We start from the raw sequence: 23970 nt of genomic DNA on the forward strand, positions 1-23970 counted from the left end.
GCCCCACCCTTCCCGCCGGGGCGTCGGCATGCCACGCTCTCGGGGCCGGTGGCGTGCGCCTGCCGGCCTCCGCCGCCCCGAGCCGTGCCGAGGTGCTCCCGTGCGTCCGCTCCATCCCGCCGCCCGTGCTGCCCTCGTCTGCCTCACGCTCGCCGCGCCGCTGGCCGTGGCCGACGAGCCGACCATCACGCCCCCCGAGGCGATCCGCGTCGAGGGGCTGCCGCCGCTCCCGCGGCGCATTTCGGCGCGGGCCCGACGGTTCACCGAGTTCCGGACGGCGGCGTTCCAGGATTGGCATCCGACCGAGCGGCGGATGCTCGTCACGACGCGCTTCGCCGACACGGCGCAGGTCCACCGCGTCAACGCCCCCGGTGCGGCGCGGACGCAGCTCACCTTCGGCACCGAGCCGGTGGCGGCCGCGACCTACGATCCGCGCGGCGGGCGGTTCGTCGTCTTCACCCGCGACACCGGCGGTAACGAGTTCACGCAGTTGGAGCGGCTCGACCTCGCCACCGGTGCCGTCGAGCTGCTCACCGACGGCGGTCGATCGCAGAACGGCGGCGTCGTCTGGAGCCGCTCGGGGGAGCGCTTCGCCTACGCCTCGACGCGCCGCAACGGCGCCGACCGCGACGTCTGGGTGATGGACCCGGGCGACCGCACGAGCGATAGGCTCGTGGCCGAACTTCCCGGGGGCGGGTGGTCGGTGGAGGATTGGGCGCCCGACGACGGCGCGCTGCTGCTCCGCGAATACCTGTCCATCAACCGCTCCCATCTCCACCTCCTCGACCTCGCCACCGGCACGCGCCTCCGGCTCACGCCCGATGCCGGCGACGTGGCCCATGGACGGGCCCGGTTCACCGCCGACGGGACGGGAGTGCTGACGACGTCGGACCGCGACGGCGAGTTCCTCCGCCTCGTCCGCATCGACCGTGCCGACGGCGCGCAGCGCACGCTGGTCGACGACATTCCCTGGGACGTCGAGGAGTTCGAACCGTCGCCCGACGGTGCCGCGGTCGCGTTCGTCGTCAACGAGGCGGGAGCCGGCCGGCTCCGGCTCTGGGATGCGGCCTCCGGCCGACACCGGTCGATCGACGGCCTGCCGCCGGGGGTGATCCGCCTCGGGACGTGGCGCCCGGCCGGCGGCGAGTTCGCCGTTACCGTCGAGTCGGCGCGGAGCCCGGCCGATGCCTGGTCGGTGGACGTCGTCGCCGGGACCGTGAGCCGCTGGACCGAGAGCGAGACCGGCGGGATGGTCGCCACCGCCCTGCCCGAGGCGGAGGCGGTCCGCTGGCCATCGTTCGACGGGCGCGAGATCAGCGGCTTCCTCTACCGGCCGCCGGCGCGGTTCGCCGGGCCGCGGCCGGTCGTGATCGTGATCCACGGGGGGCCGGAGGGGCAGTCGCGGCCGGTGTTCCTCGGCCGCAACAACTTTCTCCTCGACGAGCTCGGGGTCGCGCTGGTGTATCCCAACGTCCGTGGCTCGAGCGGTTTCGGGAAGACGTTCCTCAAGCTCGACAACGGCCGGGAGCGGATGGCGAGCGTCCGCGACATCTCCGCGCTGCTCGACTGGATCGCCGGCCGGCCCGACCTCGACGCCGGCCGGGTGATGGTGATGGGGGGGAGTTACGGTGGCTTCATGACGCTCGCCGTGTCCGTCGAGGAAGCGGCGCGGATCCGCTGCAGCCTCGACATCGTCGGCATCTCCCACTTCGGGACGTTCCTCAAAAACACCGAGAGCTACCGGCGCGACCTGCGGCGCGTCGAGTACGGCGACGAGCGTGATCCCGAGATGGCGGCGTTCTTCGAGCGGATCGCGCCGTTGGCCAACGCCGGCCGGATCAAACGCCCGCTGTTCGTCGTCCAGGGCGCCAACGATCCGCGCGTGCCGCTCAGCGAGGCCGACCAGATCGTGGCCCAGGTCCGTGGCAACGGCACGCCGCTGTGGTACCTCGTCGCCGGCGACGAGGGGCACGGATTCCGCAAGAAGGCCAACGCTGATTTCCAGTTCTGGGCGACGGTGGCGTTCGTCGAGCGCTACCTGCTCGGGGCCGACTGACGGGGGCGGGGGAGGTCGCTCACCGTTGGGCGGCGGCACGCATCTTGTCGCGGGCCTTCGACAGCGCCGGGCCGATCGAGCCGAGCGGCAACCCGGTGGCGCGACTGATCTCGCCGTAGCTGCGCCCTTCGAGATGGTGGAGACGGACGAGCCGGGCCTCGTCCTCGTCGAGACTGCCGAGGAGCGCTTCGACCTCGTCCCGGTCGCGGACGGCGGGGCGCGGATCGTGGGACGGATCGGAACCGGCGGGCTGGCCGCCGGCGGCGGCGGCCAGCAGATGGCGGATGGTCACCCGCCGGGTGATCACCGTGAGGTAGGTGGCGAGGCTCGAACGCCCGGCGAACGCCCGCAGTGCGGCGGCGTCACCGCGGAGCAATTCGAGGAGCACCGCGGCGACGGCGTCGTCACGATCTGCCGCGCCGAGCGTCGTCCCGCGCTGCCGGGCGGTCCGGTCGGCGACGTGGAACAACAGCCCTCCGAACCGGTCGACGAACGCATCCCAGGCTCCGGGGGCGCCGGCGATGCAGGCGGCGACGAGATCGGCGTCGGTCGGAGGAACTGCCTCCCCTCGGGGTACCCCGTGCGGCCGAACCGCGCGCTTGCCTGCTCCATCCATGGGGCCTCCCGCGGTCGCCCCTGGCCGACCGCTCCGGTACGTGCGCCAACCCGATTGAATCGTAGCAATGCGTTCCGCCACCGTGCAGCCCGCCCACCGGTGGTGCGCCTCCGCGGCTTGCAGCCGAGATCAGCAGTCAGCGGGACTTCGCCGTGATCCCCAGACGCCGCTCGTCGCCGGACGGCGCGGTAGCCGACTCACGGAAACGGGGCGAAAAAGCCGATGGCTGGAATCGTTGACATGCGGGGAGTCCCCACCTACGATTCCGCGCATTCAACGAATTTTGCCTTTCTCGCCCGGAGTGTCGCGGACATGACCCACGTCGTCGCCGAGCCCTGTTTCGCCTGCAAGTACACCGATTGCGTGGTGGTCTGCCCGGTCGAGTGCTTCTACGAGGGGGAGAAGATGGTCTACATCCACCCCGACGAGTGCATCGACTGCGAGGCATGCGTACCGGAGTGCCCCGTGGAGGCGATTTTCCACGAGGACAACCTTCCGGCTGAGTGGAAGGATTTCAAGCCGCTCAACGCCGAACTCGCGCCGCAGTCCCCGGTGATCACGGAGAAGAAAGAACCGCTCTGCTGACGGTATCGGCTCGGAATGGTTGAACACAAACGATCCACCGGGAGCAGGCGTCGGCACGTTTTCCACCGCAGGTCGACAAGCCGGCTACCGCAGGTCGACAAGCCGGCTACCGCAGGTCGACAAGCCGGCTACCGCAGGTCGACAAGCCAGTAGGCGCTGTCGACGAAGCTCTTCCAACTGGCGTACTTGGGGTTTCCGAGCTTCAGTGACAACAGCGGGCTGCGCTTCGGCTTGACGGGTTGCCGGACGAGTTGCATCCGCGCCTCGTGGGGAGTCCGGCCCCCTTTGTGCACGTTGCATGCGACGCACGCGCAAACGATGTTCTCCCAGCTGGTGATGCCGCCCCGGCTGCGGGGCACGACATGATCGAGCGACAGTTCGCTGGTGGGGAACGACCGACCGCAGTACTGGCACTGGTTCCCATCGCGGGCGAACACGTTGCGGCGGTTGAAGCGGATGCCGGGCCGGGGTCCGCGGTCGCACGACACCAGGCGGATCACCCGCGGGGCCTGGAGCTCGTAGCCCACTGCCTGGATCCAATCCTGGTCGGCCGTCCGCAATGCTGCCTGCATCGCCGACAGTTCGCGCCATGATTCGAGCGAGTGAGCAGCGAACTGCCCCTCCTCGATGTGGACGACTTCCGCCAGGCGTCGGAACAGCAGCGTCACCGCGCGGCGGACGTTGGTGACGTGAACGGCGACGAACGACCGGTTGAGCACGAGGACGCTGAGGCCCAGTGGGCTGTGCAGCATCCCCGGGATCGTCCGTGCCGATCCACCGGCCGCGGCGCTCGCGTTCATGGCACCACCCCGATCGCCGCGACACGTGCGCCACGCGCGCAACGGTCAGCCGCGACTCCTTTCACGATTCCGATCGCGCCGGCAACCTCGGCTCGCCGGCCGCCTCTCCGTGATGCCGACATGATTTCCGACGGACGACCGACATGGCCCCGGAAAAGGCAGGAACCAACCTGAGCGGCATCGCACGGGTCCCTCCGAGGAGGAGTGTAGTCTGACGTCGTGATCGCTGCCACAAGCGCGGAGCCCCCTGAGGCTTGCCTTCCCCATGACTCACGGGCAGACTTTGTGTTTTCGACGTCGGGACCGTCACCCGGCTCCGCTCCCGTCGGCGAAGCGGTTCGTTCGCGTTGCCGATCCAGCGAATCTCCCAGGGATCTTCAACCGCCAGGGAATCGTCATGGTCCACTATTCCTGCGACGCGTGCAGACGACCGATCCACCCGCAAGCCGACATCCATCACGTGGTGCGAATCGAGGTGTTTCCCGCCGCCGATGACCCGTGTGGGCCGACGGCGCAGGCCGAAACTGACCACGATCTCGATCATCTCGGGGCAGTGCAATCGTTGCTCGAGTTGGCGGCCGACTCCGGCGACGTCGACATCGACGACGGGGGGCGGCGGGCGTTTCGCTTCGATCTGTGCGACGCCTGCCGGGAGCGGTTCCTGAGAAACCCGCTCGGGCTCGCGGTCGGCAAACAACTCGACTTCAGCGCCAATTGACACGGTCCGGGAGGCATCGACGGCCGCATCGTGCGTGAGAACCTCGCGGCTCTCACAACGGCTCGCCGATCGACACGCGGCGCCCCTCGCGGGCGCTGGTTTCCGCCGCGGCCACGATCCGCATCGCCTCCAGGGCGTCGTCGAGGCCGCTGACGCGCCGCACCAAGCTCGTCACCGTACGGTGGAATTGGAGCAGCATCTGCTCTCCGACCGGCCGGTCGGAATCGAGCGCTTCCTGGTGCCGGCCGGCGACGTCGAACCACACCAGGCTCGCCGGCAGGTCGATGAACGCGATCCCCTGCTCGCAGACGACCTGGAGCGCCGGTGGCGGCCGGAATCCGACCGCCTCCTCCCAGCAGCGCGGCATGTAGTAGCCGCAGCTGATCTGGGCGATCGTCCCGTCTCCCGGTGAACCCGACGGCGTGAAGTCGAGGCTCATCATCCGGTAGTCGTCGAGCTCGCCACCCGGCCGCTCGGCGTGACGCACGGCGACGACGCTCGTCGGGGCCTGGCCGGCGACGTACCGGCACCAGTCGACCAGCTCCATCAGGTCGCGGATGTCGTCCGCCGGCTCACGGCGACCGGCCTGTGCGATCGCCGACAACGGCACGCGCCGGTGGCAGAACAGCATCCGCGGCGGCCCGAGGCGGGTGGCGATCAGTTCCTTGAGCCGCACCGTCGCCGGCGCGTGACGCCGTGGCAGCTCGGCCATGAAGGCAACGCCCGACCGCTCGATCCGCCCGCGCAGCGCCTCCGCTTCCGCCGGATCGACGGGAAGGCCGATCGCCGCGTACACCGCCTTCCCCGCTGCGCAGGCCGCCTCGACGGGGGCGGTGCCATACCACTGGTCGCCGAGAAACAGGACGGCGTCGATGTCGGTGCGGGCGGCGAGGACACGGAAGCCGTCGACCGCGACGGCTCCCAACTCTCCCGCCACCCGTCGGGCGCGATGGGCCACCTGTTCGCAGACCGCACGGACCTCGAACCGGTCGGCGAGGGACCGGAGCGCCGGCAGGTGGCGCGATTCCCACTGGCTCCCCAGTCCGACGATTCCGGCCCGGACCTTCATGCGCCTTCCCCGTCGGCCGCTGCGGCCCGGCGGTGCTCCTCGAGCAGGCCCTTCTCGGCGATGTCCTTGCGGCACCACGCCCCCTGCCAGCGGATCTCGCGGACGGCGGTGTAGGCCTGCAGCTTGGCGCGGGCGAGTGTATCGCCGGTCGCGGTCACCGCGATGGCGCGTCCGCCGTCGGCGACCACGCGGCCGCCGTCGCTGCGGGTGGCCCCGTGGAACACCTGCACGCTCGGCAGCGCTGCGGCGGCCTCGAGGCCGCGGATCGGCAGCCCCCGCTGCACCGCTGCGGGATAGCCCTCCGAAGCGATCACCACCGTGACCGCCGCCGCCCGCTTCCAGACCGGGGTTTCCACCTCCTCGAGCCGACGTGCAGCCGTGGCGGCGAGGAGCGGACCGAGCCCGGACTCGAGCAGGCAGAGGAGCGTCTGGCACTCCGGGTCGCCGAACCGGGCGTTGAACTCGAGCAGCTTCGGGCCCTGGGGGGTGAGCATCAACCCGGCGAACAGCACCCCCTGGAACGGCACCTTCCCGCGCCGCAGGGCATGGACGGTGGGCACGAGGATCCGCGCCTCGATGTCGGCCAGCAGCGCCGCGTCGACGAACGGAGTCGGCGCGTAGGCGCCCATCCCGCCGGTGTTGGGGCCGGTGTCGCCGTCGAAGGCGGCCTTGTGGTCCTGGACGGGGGGGAGCGTGACGATCGTCCGACCGTCGGTGATCGCCATCACGCTGACCTCGACACCGTCGAACCGCTCCTCGATGAGGATCCCGCCGCGGGACAGCACGGGATCGGCCGCGAGCGCGTCGATCGCCGCCAGCGCGGCTCCCCGATCGGCGCACACGAACACTCCCTTCCCCGCGGCCAGGCCGTCCGCCTTGACGACCACGGGCATGTCCTCGCGGGCCTCGATCCACTCGCGTGCCCGGGCCGGCCCGGTGAAAGCTTCGAACAATCCGGTGGGGACGTCGCCGCGGCGGAGGATCTGTTTGCAGAACAGCTTGCTCCCCTCGATCCGCGCCGCCGCGCGGCTCGGTCCAAAGATCGGCAGGCTGGCCGCGGTGAAGGTGTCGGTGATGCCAGCCACCAGCGGTGCCTCCGGCCCGACGACGGTCAGGTCGACGGCGTGCTCCCGGGCCAGTTCGACCAACCGCGGGATGTCGGTGGCGGCGGCGTCGAGGTTGGTGCCGATCTGGCCGGTGCCGGCATTGCCGGGGGCCGCGAAGATCTCCACGCCTTCGGTCGCGAGCTTCCAGGCCAGCGCGTGTTCGCGCGCTCCAGCCCCGACGATGAGCACGCGACGAGGGGCTGGGACCACGAAAAATCGCCTCGTCAGGGGTTCGGCCGTGGGGTGGCGGGCGGTCGATCGGCTCGGGATGGCGCTTGCGGCCTGGCTTTCATGCGACCGCCGGGATTGTGAGGAAGGCCCGGCAACCGGTTCAAGCGACAGGCTCCCGGCCCGACGATTGGGCCGGTGGGTGCCAATCCGGCGTCATCCACGCACGAGCAGCTCATGAAAAAAGTCGTCGGCCGCCGGACGCGGCCGATGGCGACCCGGGAAACCCCCGGCGTTTCCCGCGGTCGCCTGAGTGGACAAAGGCCACGGAGGGCTTTGTCCACGGACAGCCAGGATCCCCGGGGAAAACATTGACAGAAACCACCCGACCGATACAGTGAATAAGTTCGTGAAAAAAATCACGAACCCATGTCTTCCTCGACGATTTCTCGATTTTCGACGATGGCTGGGGTGAGGTGTCGGGGTTTGTGCAACTGCCGTCGCTCCGCGTCAGCGTAGCGTCGTCGCGACGCATGGTCGGGGATGAGGCCAATGCGACGCCGAGGATAGCGGCGGACCGTCACTCGTCGGCGGAAATGGAAGGGCCCGATGGCTGAGCGCAAGAAAATGACGGTGGCGGAGATCCTTGCAGCCGCCCGCGCCGGGAAGGGGGGCGACACGCCGGGTGGTCCCGGCCCGACGGAGCCACAGCCACCGGTTTCTCCGGCGGCCGAGACGGCTGATCTATCGACGGAAGGCGAAGCCGCAGCGTTAAAAGCGAAACCTGCCCCGAAGCCAGCCGCCAAGGCTGCTGCAGGGGGGCGGCCCAGTGTCGCCGACATTCTGGCGATGGCTCGGGCGAAGCAGGGCGCACCAGGCCAAGCGGTACCAGGCCAAGCGGTACCAGGCCAAGCGGTACCAGGCCAAGCGGTACCAGGCCAAGCGGTACCAGGCGAAGCGGCTGCAGCACCGGCAGCCAAGCCGGCGCCCAAGCCCGCTGCGGCGGCCAAGCCCGCGGCAAAGCCGGCCGGCGGAAAAACCGGGCCCAGCGTCACCGCCAAGCCCGCCGCACGGGACACCGCCAGCATCCTCGCCGCAGCCCGTGCCGGGTCAAAGCCCGGCCCTGTATCGAAGGCCGACGCTCCTGCCGGAGTCAAGGCAGCGCTCTCGGAAGCGGGTCGTCAGGCACGCGCCGATGCCGCCGGCCCGCGGCGCGACGGTCCGAAGCCGGAAGCTGCCAAGACCGGCCACGACGCGCCCTCACGCACGGCCGCGCTGAAGACCGCGCCGCCGATGCCGTCGCGTCCGCCGAAGGCGGCCAAGGTCGAGGAGGAGACGGGACGCCGTGGCTTCCTCTCGTTGGCGGTCGGCTCGTTCATGGCCCTCGGGTTCACCTCACTGGCGGTGACCGGAGGGCTGTTTTCGCTCGGTCTGGCCCGGTTCCTGTTCCCCAACGTGCTCGCCGAGCCGCCGAGCAGCTTCAAGGTCGGCTTCAAGGAAGGCTTCCCCGCCGGCAAGGTGGAGACGAAGTTCGTCGCGCAGTACGGCGTGTGGGTCGTCAACAGCGACGTCGGTGGCCAGCAGCAGATCTACGCGTTGAAGACGGTCTGCACCCATCTCGGGTGCACGCCCAACTGGCTCGAGGCCGAGCAGAAGTTCAAGTGCCCGTGCCACGGGAGCGGGTTCTACAAGGACGGTGTCAACTTCGAGGGCCCGGCGCCGCGACCGCTCGAACGCTACGCGATCAAGATCGCCGACGACGGTCAGTTGGAGGTCGACAAGAGCAAGGCTTTCCAAGAGGAGCTCGGTCAGTGGAACGACCCTTCGTCGTACGTTCCGGTGTGAGCGCTTCCGGTCGTTCCGCACGGAACGACCGGCGGGCCGGTGGCGGCGACCGGCGGCAGTGACCCGACCTGCGGACATCCGATTCCCGCAGCACGTGACAGTTCAACCCGATCAGCGAGACCACCCGATCCATGGCCATCGGCGAGACGATCCGCAACTCCCAGATTTGGAAGAGCATCTTCCGCCACCCGATGCCGCTCGACCGGCGGAATCGGATCGTGGTCATGCTCACCAACTTTTTCCTCCACCTCCACCCGGTGTCGATCAAGAAGCAGGGGATCGCCCTGTCGTTCACATGGTGCATGGGTGGGGTGACGTTCTTCCTGTTCCTCGTCGAGACGGTCACCGGCGTGCTGCTGATGTTCTATTACCGGCCCACGCTCGAATGGGCCTACAACGACATCCTCGCCCTCCGCGACGTGACCAGCCTCGGCATCCTCCGCGAGCTCCATCGCTGGGGGGCGCACGCGATGGTGATCACCACCTGGCTCCACATGTACCGGGTATTCCTCACCGGCAGCTACAAGCCGCCGCGTGAGTTCAACTGGGTGATCGGGGTGATCCTGCTGTTGCTCACGCTCCTGTTGTCGTTCACCGGTTACCTGCTCCCCTGGGATCAGCTGGCGATCTGGGCGATCACCGTCGGGTCCAACATGGCCCGTGCGACGCCGTTCCTCGGCTACGAGGGCCCCGGGCAGCAACTCCTGACCGTCGGCGGGATCGACATGATCACCGACGGCTCCGATGCCCGGTTCGGCCTCCTCGGCGCCCGATTCGTCGGCGAGGAGACGCTCAACCGGTTCTACGTCCTGCACTGCATCGCGATCCCGCTGGCGGTGGCGCTGCTGCTGGCGATCCACTTTTGGCGCGTACGAAAGGACGGCGGGATCAGCGGACCGCTGTGAACCCCGACAGTCATGCATTCAAACGGCCAATTTCTCAAAGACGTCGCCGGCTTCCTCGGGTCGTACTACACCAGCCTGGCGTTGATGAACGCCGTGGCGGCGTACCTGCTGTGGCGGCGGTCGAAGCAACCGGCGTTGGCGCTGGCGTGGACGGTGTTCTCGGCGGCGATGATGATCCTCGCCGGCCTCGCGCTGTCGGGGGAGGAACGCCTCGTCCCGAAGCTGCCGAGTGCGGTCACGTCGCTGGTCAACCAGCTTTCCGGGCCGGTGCTCTACACGCTCGGCACGACCGCGCTGCTGACGGTGCTGTTCGTGTTCCGGAGGTTCTTCGTCAAGCCGATGGTGGCATGGACGATCCTCAACGGCATGCTGCTGCTGATGGGCCTGTCGATGGCCGACGCGAACTTCGCCTCGATCGTCATGAAGCCCGACAACGTTCCGATCGTCGGGCTGGTGTTCCTGCTCGCGTTCTTCACCTGGGTGGCGACCAAGCAGGCCGTGGTCAATGACGATCGCATCGCCCAGGGCCTGCCGCCGTTGGAGAAACTCGACGACGAAAAGGTTCTCGTGTGGCCCGATCTGGTCTACACCGAACTGATCTGCATGGTCGCCGTGTCGGCGTTCCTGTTGGTGTGGGCGATCTTCCTCCCCGCGCCTCTGGAAGAGCCGGCCTCGAGCGTCAAGACGCCCAATCCCTCGAAGGCGCCGTGGTACTTCCTCGGCCTCCAGGAGATGCTCGTCTATTTCGACCCATGGTACGCGGGGGTCGTGCTGCCGAGCCTGGTGATCTTCGGGCTGATGGCGATGCCGTATCTCGACTTCAACAAGAAAGGCAACGGCTACTACTCGATCGCCGAGCGGAAGTTCAGCTACCTGACGTTCCAGTTCGGGTTTCTCGAGCTGTGGATCACGTTGATCATCCTCGGGACGTTCCTCCGCGGGCCGAATTGGAACTTCTTCGGGCCCTTCGAGTATTGGAGCCCGTACAAGGTCGAGGTCCTCAATAACGTCGACCTGCCGCAGATGTTCTGGGTCAACCTGCTCGACCGGCCTCTGCCGCGGGCGCCGCAGGGCTCCGGGACGCTCGCTCAGATCGGCTACATCCTCCTCCGCGAGGCTCCGGGACTGCTCCTGCTGGGGGCCTATCTGGTGATCCTCCCGCCGCTGCTGGCTGTCACGGTGTTCCGCGGGTTCTTCGCCCAGATGGGTTTCATCCGCTACATGGTGATGTCCAACTTGATGCTGCTGATGTTGTCGTTGCCCCTGAAGATGATTCTCCGCTGGACGTTGAACCTGAAATACCTGGTTTGCATTCCGGAGTTCTCGCTGAATTTTTAGCGCCGGGCTTTTGCTTCGCGCCCGGTTTACGACCGACCGAAAGGCGATACAGCGCCGGGCTTGGCGCCCGGCTGACCGTCAATCACCCCTTGGGCACCTGCGCCTCAAACCATGCCTGCCACAGAACAGACCTGGCGCGACTTGAAGGTTCTGCACGTGGTCTTCGGGCTCACCGCCCTCGGACTGCTGGCTTCGACCGTGGCGATGCTGGTCGCCGACCACAACCGGCCATGGAAGAAGTACCAGCGCGAATTCCGCGCGCTGGAGACATGGTCGGCCCAGGCGCGGGTGGTCGAGCAGGGATCGCAGGAGTATGCCGACGAGTCGGAAAAACTGGCGTCTGTCCTTGCCGAGGCGCGCCAGGCCCCGATCGACCAGACCCTCGTCGAGCGGTTCGTCGCCCGCGCCCGCGAGGTCGACGAAGACCGCGAGGCTGCCGACCGGGTCCAACTCGACGTCGACGGGCTGGCGCGGCAGAGCGATGCCGGGCAGCGCCTCGCGCTGCGTGGCGACTTGCTCACTCGGATGCGCGATATCGCCAAGCGGGCCCGTTTCCGTGAGGACCAGGCCGCAGGCCAGCTGAAGCTGCGAAAGGCGGAGCTCGACAAGAACCGCGCCGACTACGAGCTCGCCGTCGCCGACGGCGCCGAGCAAGCACGGCTCGATTCTTTGCTGGCCCGGGCGGACAAGAAGCGCGAGGAGGTGGGCGCGGCGACGCTCGCCAGCCAGGCTTCCAACACGCACCGCAAGGAGCTCGAGGCGCTCGTCCGCGAGATGACCCGCGACGAGGATGCCGCCGCGAAGGCGTTGGCCGATCACCGTTCGCAGCTGGAGCAGCTTTCGAAGACCGTCAAGGAACGGGCGCCCAACTACGGCAAGACGCTTCTCGAGATGCCGGTGCTCGACGCCTTCAACGGGCCGTTGCGCGTCGACCAGATCTGGCTGCCGCAGCTGACTCTCAACAACAATTTCCGCGATGTGGCCCGGTTCGACCGCTGCACGACCTGCCACAAGGGGATCGAGAAGTCGGCGCCTGGTTCGTCGCACGATCCCGCCTACCCGCACGCCGAAACTGTCGCGCTCACGCTGGCGACTCCGTCGTCGGCCGACTCGGCCGGCGGAGGCGGGGATGCCGCAGCCCGGCTCGAGGCCGTCTACGGTTTCGGCCTCGCTGACCGCGGGCTGTTTGAAGCCGATGACGCGACCGTGAATTTCGTCCGCCGCGAGTCCCCCGCGGCCATGGCCGGGCTGCAGACCGGCGACGTCATCGAAGCGATCGCCGGTGGCCGGATGCTCGGCGACGGGATGGTCGCCGCGGCGCTTCTCGAGTCACCGGTCTGGGGCAAACCCGTGACGCTGACCGTGCGCCGCGGCGTGCCGCAGCCGTATGCGAGCCATCCGCGTCTCGACCTGTTCGTCGGCTCGACCAGCCCCCATCCGATGCAGCCGTTCGGCTGCACGATCTGCCACCAGGGGCAGGGGAGCGCAACGAGTTTCAAGTGGGCCTCGCACACCCCCGACTCGCCGAAGGAAGCGCGGGCCTGGCACGACGACCATGGCTGGTTCAACAACCACCACTGGATTCTGCCGATGCTCCCGGAGCGGTTCGAGGAGTCGAGCTGCCTGAAATGCCATCACCAGGTCGTCGACCTGGAGCCGTCGGAGCGTTTTCCGGAGCCCCCGGCTCCCAAGCTCGTCGAGGGCTACCACCTCGTCAGGCAGTACGGCTGCTACGGCTGCCACGAGATCAACGGCTGGGCCGGACCCGACAAGCGGATCGGCCCCGACATGCGGCTGGCACCGAATTATCACGAGGTCGCCGCGGCGATCGCCGCCGATCCGACGCTCGACCGGTCCGATGACGGGGCGCAGCTGAAGCGCTGGGCCGAGGAGGTCGAGCGCAGTCCGGACGGCCGGCAGGCCCGCGATCGGCTCCGGCAGGCGATCGAGCGCGACGCCCTCGCCGGCGGGGACTCGGTCCTCTCCGACCGCACCCACCAACTCGCGGCCCTGCTCAAGGACCCCGAAACTCCGGGAACGTTTGCCAAGGTCGGGCCGAGCCTGCGGCATGTTTCCTCGAAGGTCGGTTTCGACTGGCTCTACTCCTGGTTGCGAAACCCGCAGGATTTCCGGCCGTCGACCAAGATGCCGCGATTCTTCGGGCTCTGGGATCACCTGTCGGGCAAGGGCCTGGCCGAGTCAGAGCGCTACGAGCCGATCGAAATTCGGTCGATGATCGCCTACCTGTCCAGCGTCAGCCAACCGTTCGACTACGTCGAGCCCCCGGCGGGGATCACGGCGCCGGCTGATCCGGAACGCGGGCGCAAGGTCGTCGAGGTCCGCGGCTGCCTCGCCTGCCATCAGCACGCCGAGTTCCCCGGAGCGAGGAGCACCCACGGCCCGAACCTGTCGCGGATCGGCGCCAAGGCCGCGTCGCATCCCGACGGCGCCAAGTGGCTCTACTCGTGGCTCCGCGAGCCGGCCCGGTATCACCCGCGGACGATCATGCCGAACGTCCTTCTCGAGCCGGTGACGCTCGCCGACGGCACGGTCAGCGATCCGGCCGCCGATGCGACAGCCTGGCTGCTCGGCTCGACGGAGGGTTGGACGCCGTCCGACATCCCCGCCGCCGGTTCGCTCACCGATGAACAGCGCGCTGCCACCAACGAACTGGCGCTGATGTATCTGAAGGACCGGTTCCCGGCGGCCCGTGCCGAGCGCGTTCTGGCCGAGGGTATCCCCGCCGATCAGGCAGTCATCCAGGGTGACGAGCGGATGCTCGTCGGGATGACGGGCGCCGACCGAGAGGCCCGGCTCCTCGAGTACGTCGGCAAGAAGACGATCGCCAAGCTCGCCTGCTCGGCGTGCCACGACATCCCCGGGTTCGAGGATGCGAAAGCCGCCGGCGCGGCACTGGCTGACTGGGGGCGCAAGGAATCGTCGAAGATCGCCTTCGAGCAGGTCGCCCACTACGTGATGCACCAACTCGAGCACGGCGGCGGGCACGGCCACGGCTCGCCCGGCGGCATGCATCACGGCCATGACGCCCATGGCGACGGCGCGGGTTCGCGGGCGTCGGCCGAGGGCGCTGCCGGTGCCACCGGGGTGTCGGGCGTAGGCCTCGGTGACGACGGCCCATTGGCACCGGACCTCGCCTATGCGGCACCCCCGGAGCGGCACGTCGACCCGGAGTCGCTCGACCCCGACACCGGGTTTTTCCTCGAGAAGCTTCTCGCCCACGAGCGCGAGGGGTTCCTCTGGCAGAAGCTGCGTGCCCCGCGGAGCTACGACTACAAGAAAGCCGAGAACAAGTCGTACAACGAACGCTACCGGATGCCGCAGTTCCCGTTCGACGCCAAGCAGCGCGAAGCAGTGATGACGTTCGTCCTCGGACTGGTTTCGGAGCCTCCGGCTGCACAGTACGTCCATCGCCCGGATCCGCGCGAGCAGGCCCGGCTCGACGGCCTCGTGGCGGCCGAGAAATACAACTGCAGCGGGTGCCACATCCTCCAGATGGACCGCTGGGACCTGCGCTACGCCCCGGAATCGCTCGGTAGCGTCGAGCTACCGGCGGACTACCCGTTCCTCTCCCCCCACTTCACCCCCGACGAGGTGTCGCGGTCGCTCGCCGTCGACCGTCGCGGGCGACGCCAGGCGCGGATCACCGGCATGCCGGTGCTCGATCCGGCGACGGGGAAGACGCAGTATGTGGACGAGGACGGGGTCGCGATCGAGGAGGGTGACACCGAGTCGGTCCCCCACCTGCCGATCATGCTCTGGAAAGACGTGCTCGTCGACGGCGAGCCGCGGATCGTCGGCGGCCAAAGCCTCTCGGTGCCGGTGGCGGCACTGCGTGAAGGGAAGCACTATCCGGCGAACGGCGGCGATCTGGCTCGGTTGCTCTACCCGACCGTGATCGCCGACGAGAAGCAGATCAACCCCAACGTCAAGGCCGAGGATGCCTGGGGCTGGTTGCCGCCCCCGCTGGTCGGAGAGGGTCGGAAGGTGCAGTCGGACTGGCTCCACCGATTCCTGCTCAACCCGGGGATGATCCGGCCGTCCGCCGTGTTGCGGATGCCGAAGTTCAACTTCCACGCCTCGGAGGCGACGGCGCTGGTCAACTACTTCGCCGCCGTCGACGGAGCCGACTATCCGTACGTCTACGATCCGCGGCTCGACGACTCGTCGCTCGCCGCCAAGGAGCAGGGGTATCCGGGGCACCTCGACGGTGCGATGAAGATCGTCACCAACACCAACTACTGCGTGAAGTGCCACCTTGTCGGTGGGTACACGCCGCCGGGAAATCCCAAGGCTCTCGCCCCGCAACTCGCCGACGTCCACAAGCGGCTCCGTCCCGGCTACGTGCACGACTGGATCGCCAATCCGAAGCGGTTCCTGCCCTACACGGGAATGCCGGTGAACATCCCGTTCGACAAGCCGGTGAGTCAGGATCTCTACAAGGGCACGAGCGACCAGCAGGTCGACGCGCTCACCGATCTGCTCATGCACTTCGACGCCTTCGCCAAGCAGGGATTGTCGCTGGAGGCCTACCTGCGCCAGCAACCACCCGCGACCGACGCGGCGCCGGCGGCGAAGACGCAGTCCCCCGATCGGACCGCTCCCACGGGAGTGAACGGCGGCTAGAGTTCCCTGGTGGGATTCCACCGGCAGGAGTTCACGAGATGGTCGTGGCACCTCGAGCGCCGTTCCCGCGATCCCCGTCCATGACCAATCGCGATCCGCACTTCCGGAGATTCGCCATGAACCGTCGACTCGTCACCAGTCTCGCCCTGGTCCTGTTCACCGGAGTCGGTTCCGTCCGCGCCGACGACTGGGGCACGATCAGCGGCCGGTTCGTGTTCGGCGGTGCCAAGCCGACCGCCTCCGACATCAAGGCCGACAAGGATGTCGAGGTATGCGGCAAGCACAAGCTCCTCAACGAAGAGCTCGTCGTCGGTGCCGATGGCGGCGTCGCGAACGTGGTCGTCTTCGTCCGCGACAAAGACATCAAGATCCATCCTGACCTCGCGGCCACGAAGAACACCCCGGTCACGCTCGACAACAAGGACTGCCGGTTCGAGCCGCACGTGGCCGTCGTCCAGACGGGTCAGCCGCTGGTCCTGAAGAACTCCGACACCATCGGCCACAACAGCAACGTCGCGACGATCAAGAACAGCCCCTCCAACAGCCTGATTCCGGCCGGTGGCGATTCGAAGGTCACTTTCAACGCCGAGGAGGCGATCCCCGCCCAAGTGACCTGCAACATCCACCCGTGGATGAAGGCCTGGCTCGTGGTCCGGCCGAATCCCTATGCCGCCGTCTCCAAGCCGGACGGCTCGTTCGAGATCAAGGGCCTGCCGGCCGGTGAGGTTGAGCTGCAGCTGTGGCACGAGAAGGCCGGCTACATCGGCGAGATCAAGGTCGGTGGCAAGTCGGATAAGACAGCGAAGGGCCGGAAGAAGGTCACCGTCAAGGCCGGTGAAAACGCCATGGGAGACATCACGCTCGATGCGAGCCTGTTCAAGAAGTGATCGCCGCTCGACCGGCGGCTGCATCGCGTCGTGGTGCGCGGCCGTGCTCGTGCCGCTGGCGAGCGGTTGCGGCTCCGATCGGGTCGCCGCCCCATCGGCCGATGCCGGCCTTGCCGCCGAGCTGCGCTCGCGGTTGGCCTCGGCGTCGCCCGCCGCGGCAGCCGCTGACGCGGCCCCGGTCGGAACCGGCTGGGCGACGCTGAAAGGGCGGTTCGTCTTCGCCGGTGATCCGGGAACGCCCCGGGCGCTCGTGGCCGACAAAGACACCGAAGTGTGCTCCAAGGACGGCGTCAAGTTGCTCGATCGGTCGCTTCTCGTCGATCCGTCCGGCAAGGGGCTGGCGAACGTCGTCCTGTTCGTGCGAAAGGCGAGCCGGGTGAAGGAGGCGACGCCGTCTTCGACGCCGGTCGTCTTCGATCAGAAAAACTGCGAGTTCCTGGCCCCGGTGGTTGCGGCCCGTGTCGGTCAGCCGGTCGACGTCAAGAACAGCGATCCGATCGGCCACAACACCAACGTCGCCGGGTCGGACTTCAACCAGTTGATCCCCGCCGGCGGCAGCACCGCCTACGTGCCGAAGGCGGAAACGGGGCTGCCGACGATGGTGACCTGCAACGTCCACCCGTGGATGAAGGCGTACATGGTGTTCCGCAAGGACGGCTATGTCGCCGTCTCGGCAGCCGACGGTTCGTTCACGATTCCCGACCTGCCGGCCGGGGAGTTGCTCGAGTTCCAGGTGTGGCACGAGCGGTCGACCGGTGCCAACGGCGCGCTGGGGCTCGACAAGCCCGATCTCAAGTGGACCCCCAAGGGGCGCTTCCAGATCAAGCTCGAGGAAAACGAAGTCAAGGATCTCGGCACGCTCGACGTTCCCGCATCAGCCATCGGAACCTGACGAATCTCCTCCCATGATCCCTTCAACGCATCCTTCGTCCGTCGCCTCCCGTGGCATCGCCGCCGGCTCGCTCTCGGGCACGGCCCCGGCGGTGTCGCGTCCGCCCGCGATCGGCTTGTCGTGGCTCGCGGTCGGTGTCGTCGTCACCGTGGCGATCGCCACGACGGGGTGCGGCGGCGCCCCGGCCGCTTCGTTCCGGGCGAATCTCGTCGAGTCGACGAAGCAGCGGCTGACCCCCCAGCAGGAGCGCCAGGTCGCGACGGTCATGCTGGCGCTGTTCGGCACGCCCGACGAGCCGGTGGCCCTCCCCGAGACGGGGCTCGACCAGGCCAAACTCACGCTCGCCGCAGGTCCGGTCCGCAGCGACATCGTCGGCCGCAAAAACGGCTTGTACCGCGAGCACTGTGCCCACTGCCACGGGATCACCGGCGACGGTCTTGGACCCACGGCGGCGTTTCTCAATCCCTATCCGCGCGACTACCGCCCCGGAGTGTTCAAGTTCAAGAGCACCGAACGGGCCGACAAGCCGACCCGCGACGATCTGGTGCGCCTCCTTCACAACGGCGTGCCGGGGACCTCGATGCCGTCGTTCGCCCTGCTCAGCGAGACTCAGGTCGACGCGCTTGTCGAGTACGTCAAGTACCTGTCGATCCGCGGCGAAACCGAATTGGCTCTCGCCCGGGCGTTCTTCGAGCTCGATGACGAAGCCAAGGGGGAGCTGCAGCAGACGCGGGAATTCCTCGTCGACGAGATGCTCACGCCGGTCGCCGACAAGTGGCGGGCGGCGGATGAGGCGCGGATTCCGGTTCCCGAGATGCCGGCCGACATCGACATGGCCGCATCGATCGCCAAGGGCAAGGAGCTGTTCTACGGCGACAAGGCCAACTGCGTGAAATGCCACGGCGTCACCGGCCTCGGCGATGGCCAGGCCAACGACTACGACGATTGGAACAAGAACATCGTCGAGATCACCAAGGAGATCGACGGCACCGCCGAGCGGGCCCGCGAGGCCAAGACCTCCGGCATGACGGAGGAACAACGCGCCGAACACCGTGCCAACATCGCCTGGGTGAACCGCTTCCACGGCGTTCTCGACGGCGACGCACTGCAGCCGCGCACGATCCCGCCGCGGAACCTGCGCCAGGGGATCTACCGGGGCGGGAGGCGGCCGCTCGATCTGTACTACCGGATCCACGCCGGGATCAACGGCGCGCCGATGCCGGCCGCGAAGGGGACGGTTCCGCCGGAGGACATCTGGCACATCGTCAATTACGTGCGCTCGTTGCCCTACGGCTTCGATGGTGAGTTGGGTGCGGACCGGTCGACCACGTCGGTGCAGCGCGACCGGATGTGACGGCGGGGGTGGGGTCTGGTGGATGCCGTCGCCCCGGAGCGCCGGTCGGCGGTGGTGACCAAGGCGGGAACCAGGAGCGACGACCGTGGGCAATCGTTTGGCCGGTATTTTTTGGAGCCTGCTGTTCCTCGCCGTGCCGGTGCTCGGCGTGGCGACGTTCGTCGTCGGCCCGCTGTACGACATCTGGCTGCCGAAAGACGTCTCCGTCCACGGGCGGTCGATCGACTCGCTGTTCTACTTCATCCTCGTCCTCACCGGCGTCGTGTTCGTCGTCACCGAGGTGCTGCTGTTCTGGTTCCTGTGGAAGTACGACGCCGCCCGCCCCAACCCGGTGGCGGCGTTCATCCATGGCAGCCATACGCTCGAGGTCGTGTGGACGATCATCCCGGCGGCGACGCTGCTGTTCCTCTCGATCTACCAGATGAACACCTGGGCCGACGTCAAGATGCGGCGGCCACGGATCCCCCCCACCGTCGAGGTCGTGGCGCGGCAGTTCGAGTGGCGTCTCCGTTACCCGGGGCGCGACGGCGAACTGGGCACGCCCGACGACTTGTTCCTCGTCAACGACCTGCACGTGCCGGTCGACGAGGAGGTGCTCGTACAGCTCAAGAGCATGGACGTGCTCCACAGCTTCTTCCTCCCCAACCTCCGCATCAAGCAGGACGCGGTCCCGGGAATGAAGACGCCGGTGTGGTTCAAGGCCACCGAGGTCGGGCAGTATGACATCGTCTGTGCCGAACTGTGCGGTTGGGGCCACTACAAGATGAAGGGGCGGATCACCGTCGACACCCGCGAGGATTACGAGCGCTGGCTCGAGGAGATCGAGGCCCGTCAGGAAGCCACACAGCCCGAGCCAGTCGCCGAGGTGGCCGGCCAGTGATCGCCGCCGGCGGCCGAGGGCCCCTGGCTTCCCCGCCGCCATCAGTCATGTCGTCCTCCGCAGTTCATCGTTCCACCGTTCCCGATCACGTCGCGACCGTTCCGGAGACCCTCCCATGAGCACCGTCCAGTCCCCGAGCACCGGCACCACCGTCAGCCCGACGGACCATGGCCACGCCGTCGTGGTCGGTGGCCGGGCGCCCCGGTCCTCTCGGCAGGTGGCCGAGTTCCTCTCGACCTACGTGTTCTCGAAGGACCACAAGGTCATCGGCCTGCAATTCCTGTTCTCGACGCTGCTGTGGTTCCTGATCGGCGGCTTGCTCGCGCTGGCGGTCCGCTGGCAGATCGCCTGGCCGTGGTCGCAGGTTCCGGTGCTCGGCAAGCTGTTCGCCCAGGAGGGCGGGCAGATGGCGCCGGAGTTCTACACCATGCTGTTCACGATGCACGCCACGGTGATGATCTTCCTCGTGATCATCCCGATCCTCGCGGGTGCGTTCGGCAACTTCCTCATCCCGCTGATGATCGGTGCCGACGACATGGCGTTTCCGACGCTCAACATGCTGTCGTACTGGTTCATGTGGCCGGCGTTCCTCTGCTTCGGCGCCAGTTTCTTCGTCGAGGGGGGCGCGGCGTCGGGTGGGTGGACGAGCTATCCGCCGCTCTCGACCAACGTCGCCGCCAGTCCCGGGAGCGGCATGGGGCAGACGCTGTGGCTCCTCGGGCTGACGTTCGTCGGCGTGTCGAGCATGCTCGGCAGCGTCAATTACATGACGACGATCATCCTCATGCGTGCCCCGGGGATGACGATGTTCCGCCTGCCGATGACGATCTGGGCAATGTTCATCACCGCCGTCCTCCAGGCCTTCGCCCTGCCGGTGCTGACCGCGGCCGGGTTCATGCAGCTGTCCGACCGGATGCTCGGGACCGGGTTCTTCAATCCCGAGGGCAACGTCGTCAACAACCTGCTGACGAGCACCGGGGGCGGCCACCCGATCCTCTGGCAGCACTTGTTCTGGTTCTACAGCCACCCGGCGGTCTACATCATGATCCTGCCGGCGATGGGCATGGTGAGCGACATCCTCACGGTGTTCGCCCGCAAGCCGCTGTTCGGCTACCGGCCGATGGTCTACTCGATCGCCGGCATCGCCGGGCTCGGGTTCATCGTCTGGGGCCACCACATGTTCGTCTCCGGGATGAATCCGGCGCTCGGCATCACTTTCATGGTGTCGACGATGATGATCGCGCTGCCCAGCGCCGTGAAGACGTTCAACTGGCTCGGCACGCTGTGGGGCGGCAAGATCCAGTTCACGACCGCGATGCTGTTCGCGGTGTCATTCGTGTCGATGTTCATCATCGGCGGCCTGTCGGGGATCTTCATGGCGGCCACGCCTGTCGACATCTTCATCCACGACACCTATTTCATCGTCGCCCACTTCCACTACGTGTTGTTCGCGGGCACCGCGATGGGTGTCTGGGCGGGGATTTACTACTGGTTCCCGAAGATGTTCGGTCGGTTGATGAACGAGTTCTGGGGCAAAGTCCACTTCTTCCTGACCTTCGTGTTTCTCAACGGCACGTTCTTCACGATGCACATCCTCGGTGCCGTCGGCTTCCCCCGCCGGCTCGCGGATGCCTACCACTACGAGACCTTCCACCATCTCCAACCGCTCAACGCTTTCATGACGTGGTGCGCGATCGGCATGGTGGCGACGCAGATCATCTTCGCGGTGAATTTCGTGTGGAGCATGTTCTACGGGCCGGTCGCCGGCCGGAATCCGTGGAATGCCAACACCCTGGAGTGGACGGCACCGAGCCCTCCGGGCCACGGCAACTTCGACTTCCAGCCGATCGTCCACCGCGGCCCCTACGAGTACTCCGTCCCGGGCTGCGAGAAGGATCACCTGATGCAGACCGATCCCCCCGATGCCCGGGCCGCAGCGTTGGCCACCGCCCACTGACCGCATCCGCTCCGGCCCGTTGGCGAACCGTCCGCGAGCGGCCCGGAGCGTTGCCCGCCGAGATCCGATGACCACCCTTGCACCCGCCGCGCCGCGTAGCCTGTTGACCTTCGTGGTCGCCTGCCTGCTGGTGGGCACCACGGCGCTGCTGCTGTGCTTCGGGGCGCTGGTCACGACCTATGACGCGGCGATGGCGGTCCCCGACTGGCCGGCGACGTACGGCCACAACATGTTCCTGTTTCCCCTTGCCGAGTGGCTCGGTGGGCCTTGGGATCTGTTTCTCGAGCACGGGCATCGTCTGCTCGGCGCCACCGTGGGCGTGATCACCCTCGTGCTGGCCGGGCTCGTGTTCGTGCGGCGCTCGCCGACGGTGCTCCGCGGTCTGGTGGCGGCGGCAGTGCTGCTGGTGATCGCACAGGGGGTCCTCGGTGGGATGCGGGTGCTGCTCGACGACAAGACGATCGCCAAGGTGCACGCCTGCACCGGGCCGCTGTTCTTCGCGGTGGCGACGGCGATCGCCACGCTGGTGTGGCGTGATCGTCGGCGGCCAGCCGTGGCGTCGAGCCCGGGGGGTGGCGGGCGTGCCGAAACCGCCCTCGGATCCGGCCGCGGCCGGTCGCTGCCGCCGGTCGCGCTGCCGTCATGGGCCACGGCGGGGTTCGTCCCTCCCGCCCTGGTCGTCGCGGCCTACCTGCAACTCGTCGCCGGGGCCCAGCTTCGCCACATGGAGGCCAGTGCGACACCGCTCGACTTCCGCTGGCTGGTCACGCTCCATCTCCTCGGGGCAGCCGCGGTGACAGTGCTGGCGACGCTGGCGTGGCTGGCGTGGCAGCCTCACGAGCCGTTGGCCGCCCGGCAGTGGTCGCGGGTGATCGTCGGCTTGGTCGTCGGCCAAGTGCTCCTCGGATGTGGCGCGTGGCTGGTGAATTACGGTGTCCCGGGGGGCTGGCTCCCCGACACCTGGTCGGGTCCGCTGGTGGCCCGCAGCGTCCGCGCCGCCCTGGTGACCACCGGTCACGCCGTGCTCGGGATGCTGATCCTCGGAGCGGCGGTCGTGATGTCGCTCGTCTGGACCGGGGCGGGTGCCGCCACTGGCCGATCGTGGGGGGAGGCCCCGGCATGACACCCGTCGCCCGAGTCGTCGTGCCCCGCGCTGCCGCGCTTGCTACCGACCACGTGGCGCCGGTCGGTCCCGGCGTGTCGTCGGCGTTCCCGGCGCTCCCCCTGGAACTGTCCGAGGCGGGGGCTGGTTCGCTCGTCGCCGCCGACATCGGCCGGTTGTTGCGGCCGCGGATCACGGTCATGGTCCTCGCCACGGTGACCGCGGCCGCCTGGCTGACCGCCGGCCGTGCCGTCGACCTCCGTGAGCGGGTCGCGCTGCTGGTGGGCACCGCGCTGGTCGCGGCCAGTTCGAGCATCGCCAACCAGGTGCTCGAGCGGCGCACCGACAGACTGATGCCCAGAACGGCGAACCGACCGGTGAGCGCCGGGAGGATCGACCCCGTCCATGGATGGTGGATCGCCGCGGGCCTCGGCGGCGCGGGGCTGGTGCTCGTGGTGGCCGGCGGGGGGATCGGTGCCGCACTGGCCGCCGCTCTCACCTGGCTGCTGTACGTCGTCGTCTACACGCCGCTCAAGCGTTTGTCGCCGCTCAACACGGCGGTGGGGGCGGTGCCGGGCGCGCTACCCGTGGCGATCGGCTGGCTCGGGGCCGACGGACCGGCGCGGCTCGCGGCCGGGGATCATGCCGGTGCGGTCGCGGTCGCGGCCCTCGGCGCGGTTCTCTATCTGTGGCAGTTCCCCCACTTCATGGCGATCGCCTGGCTGTACCGCAGGGAGTACGCCGCTGCCGGTCTGAAGATGCTCACCGTCGTCGATTCCACCGGCATCCGCGCCGGGGCCCAGGCCGTGGCCACGGCACTGGTGATGGTGCCGGCCAGCCTGTTGCTCGCCGTGCCCTCGGGGCGCTGGCCGCTGTTCTGCCTCGCTGCGGCACTGTCGGGCACCTACGTCGCTGCCGCGGCTCGTTTCGCTTTCGCCCGTGACGATCGATCGGCCCGCCGGTTGCTCCTCGTCTCGATCGTCGTCCTCCTCGGCCTGCTTCTGGCGACGGTGGGCTGTGGCCCGCCGCGCGCCTGATCGTCGCCATC

General features: G+C 68.2%; 17 protein-coding genes. 13 read left to right on the forward strand and 4 right to left on the reverse strand.

All coding sequences use genetic code 11. The annotated features are described in order from the left end of the window. Positions 1 to 28 precede the first annotated feature (28 nt). Positions 29 to 2056 carry a S9 family peptidase gene (locus FJ309_06040; protein ID MBM3954161.1) on the forward strand — a complete coding sequence of 676 codons (2028 nt, stop codon included), beginning with the start codon at positions 29 to 31 and terminating at the stop codon, positions 2054 to 2056. Between the two features lie 19 nt (positions 2057 to 2075). On the opposite strand, the gene FJ309_06045 is transcribed toward FJ309_06040, so the two are convergent. After that, on the reverse strand, positions 2076 to 2672 hold the full coding sequence (locus tag FJ309_06045; GenBank protein MBM3954162.1) for an RNA polymerase sigma factor: 597 nt from the start codon (positions 2670 to 2672) through the stop codon (positions 2076 to 2078). Positions 2673 to 2984: 312 nt separating this feature from the next. On the opposite strand from FJ309_06045, the gene FJ309_06050 reads away from it, so the two are divergent. Beyond that, positions 2985 to 3257, forward strand: coding sequence for a ferredoxin family protein (locus tag FJ309_06050; GenBank protein ID MBM3954163.1), 273 nt, complete (start codon positions 2985 to 2987; stop codon positions 3255 to 3257). Positions 3258 to 3385: 128 nt separating this feature from the next. Here FJ309_06050 and FJ309_06055 read toward each other — a convergent pair whose 3' ends face one another. Beyond that, positions 3386 to 4009, reverse strand: a complete 624-nt coding sequence (locus FJ309_06055; protein ID MBM3954164.1) for an HNH endonuclease — start codon at positions 4007 to 4009, stop codon at positions 3386 to 3388. Positions 4010 to 4454: 445 nt separating this feature from the next. Between FJ309_06055 and FJ309_06060 the strand changes: the two genes are divergently transcribed. Beyond that, positions 4455 to 4775: a hypothetical protein gene (locus FJ309_06060; GenBank protein ID MBM3954165.1), complete on the forward strand. Its 321-nt coding sequence runs from the start codon at positions 4455 to 4457 to the stop codon at positions 4773 to 4775. Positions 4776 to 4827: 52 nt separating this feature from the next. On the opposite strand, the gene FJ309_06065 is transcribed toward FJ309_06060, so the two are convergent. After that, entirely contained in the window at positions 4828 to 5844 is a 1017-nt protein-coding gene (locus FJ309_06065; protein ID MBM3954166.1) for a Gfo/Idh/MocA family oxidoreductase, read from the reverse strand. Continuing rightward, entirely contained in the window at positions 5841 to 7139 is a 1299-nt protein-coding gene (purD, locus tag FJ309_06070) for a phosphoribosylamine--glycine ligase (GenBank protein MBM3954167.1), read from the reverse strand. The genes FJ309_06065 and purD overlap by 4 nt, the downstream gene beginning before the upstream one ends. Before the next feature lie 1272 nt (positions 7140 to 8411). Between purD and FJ309_06075 the strand changes: the two genes are divergently transcribed. From FJ309_06075 to FJ309_06120, 10 genes are all read left to right on the forward strand, one after another. Then, entirely contained in the window at positions 8412 to 8963 is a 552-nt protein-coding gene (locus FJ309_06075; protein MBM3954168.1) for a ubiquinol-cytochrome c reductase iron-sulfur subunit, read from the forward strand. Positions 8964 to 9094: 131 nt separating this feature from the next. Continuing rightward, complete coding sequence (locus FJ309_06080; GenBank protein MBM3954169.1) at positions 9095 to 9868, forward strand: DUF4405 domain-containing protein; 774 nt, start codon at positions 9095 to 9097, stop codon at positions 9866 to 9868. 12 nt (positions 9869 to 9880) lie between these two features. Continuing rightward, complete coding sequence (locus tag FJ309_06085) at positions 9881 to 11206, forward strand: hypothetical protein (protein MBM3954170.1); 1326 nt, start codon at positions 9881 to 9883, stop codon at positions 11204 to 11206. A 111-nt stretch (positions 11207 to 11317) separates the two neighbouring features. Further along, on the forward strand, positions 11318 to 15850 hold the full coding sequence (locus FJ309_06090) for a hypothetical protein (GenBank protein MBM3954171.1): 4533 nt from the start codon (positions 11318 to 11320) through the stop codon (positions 15848 to 15850). A 116-nt stretch (positions 15851 to 15966) separates the two neighbouring features. Next, a complete protein-coding gene (locus FJ309_06095) occupies positions 15967 to 16737 on the forward strand; it encodes a hypothetical protein (protein MBM3954172.1) in 771 nt (256 codons plus the stop codon). Between the two features lie 659 nt (positions 16738 to 17396). Further along, on the forward strand, positions 17397 to 18983 hold the full coding sequence (locus FJ309_06100) for a c-type cytochrome (protein ID MBM3954173.1): 1587 nt from the start codon (positions 17397 to 17399) through the stop codon (positions 18981 to 18983). 97 nt (positions 18984 to 19080) lie between these two features. Continuing rightward, a complete protein-coding gene (gene coxB, locus FJ309_06105) occupies positions 19081 to 19863 on the forward strand; it encodes a cytochrome c oxidase subunit II (protein MBM3954174.1) in 783 nt (260 codons plus the stop codon). 115 nt (positions 19864 to 19978) lie between these two features. Continuing rightward, positions 19979 to 21820, forward strand: a complete 1842-nt coding sequence (locus FJ309_06110) for a cytochrome c oxidase subunit I (GenBank protein ID MBM3954175.1) — start codon at positions 19979 to 19981, stop codon at positions 21818 to 21820. Next, positions 21786 to 22943 (forward strand): cytochrome oxidase assembly protein, encoded by a 1158-nt coding sequence (locus tag FJ309_06115; protein MBM3954176.1) that lies wholly within the window; start codon positions 21786 to 21788, stop codon positions 22941 to 22943. The genes FJ309_06110 and FJ309_06115 overlap by 35 nt, the downstream gene beginning before the upstream one ends. Then, a complete protein-coding gene (locus FJ309_06120) occupies positions 22463 to 23959 on the forward strand; it encodes a protoheme IX farnesyltransferase (GenBank protein MBM3954177.1) in 1497 nt (498 codons plus the stop codon). The genes FJ309_06115 and FJ309_06120 overlap by 481 nt, the downstream gene beginning before the upstream one ends. The last annotated feature ends 11 nt before the right edge of the window (positions 23960 to 23970 follow it).

The organism is Planctomycetota bacterium (assembly GCA_016872555.1).
Lineage (GTDB): Bacteria > Planctomycetota > Planctomycetia > Pirellulales > UBA1268 > F1-20-MAGs016.

Bases quoted from the DNA above. Each gene is read 5' to 3' on its own strand.
- FJ309_06045 (MBM3954162.1), bottom strand. From the start codon at position 2,672: ATGGATGGAGCAGGCAAGCGCGCGGTTCGGCCGCACGGGGTACCCCGA.
- FJ309_06100 (MBM3954173.1), top strand. From the start codon at position 17,397: ATGTCGCCGTCTCGGCAGCCGACGGTTCGTTCACGATTCCCGACCTGC.
- FJ309_06060 (MBM3954165.1), top strand. From the start codon at position 4,455: ATGGTCCACTATTCCTGCGACGCGTGCAGACGACCGATCCACCCGCAA.
- FJ309_06080 (MBM3954169.1), top strand. From the start codon at position 9,095: ATGGCCATCGGCGAGACGATCCGCAACTCCCAGATTTGGAAGAGCATC.
- FJ309_06110 (MBM3954175.1), top strand. From the start codon at position 19,979: ATGAGCACCGTCCAGTCCCCGAGCACCGGCACCACCGTCAGCCCGACG.
- FJ309_06095 (MBM3954172.1), top strand. From the start codon at position 15,967: ATGAACCGTCGACTCGTCACCAGTCTCGCCCTGGTCCTGTTCACCGGA.
- FJ309_06050 (MBM3954163.1), top strand. From the start codon at position 2,985: ATGACCCACGTCGTCGCCGAGCCCTGTTTCGCCTGCAAGTACACCGAT.
- FJ309_06085 (MBM3954170.1), top strand. From the start codon at position 9,881: ATGCATTCAAACGGCCAATTTCTCAAAGACGTCGCCGGCTTCCTCGGG.
- FJ309_06055 (MBM3954164.1), bottom strand. From the start codon at position 4,009: ATGCTGCACAGCCCACTGGGCCTCAGCGTCCTCGTGCTCAACCGGTCG.
- FJ309_06065 (MBM3954166.1), bottom strand. From the start codon at position 5,844: ATGAAGGTCCGGGCCGGAATCGTCGGACTGGGGAGCCAGTGGGAATCG.
- FJ309_06115 (MBM3954176.1), top strand. From the start codon at position 21,786: ATGCCCGGGCCGCAGCGTTGGCCACCGCCCACTGACCGCATCCGCTCC.
- FJ309_06120 (MBM3954177.1), top strand. From the start codon at position 22,463: ATGGGCCACGGCGGGGTTCGTCCCTCCCGCCCTGGTCGTCGCGGCCTA.
- FJ309_06090 (MBM3954171.1), top strand. From the start codon at position 11,318: ATGCCTGCCACAGAACAGACCTGGCGCGACTTGAAGGTTCTGCACGTG.
- FJ309_06075 (MBM3954168.1), top strand. From the start codon at position 8,412: ATGCCGTCGCGTCCGCCGAAGGCGGCCAAGGTCGAGGAGGAGACGGGA.
- FJ309_06040 (MBM3954161.1), top strand. From the start codon at position 29: ATGCCACGCTCTCGGGGCCGGTGGCGTGCGCCTGCCGGCCTCCGCCGC.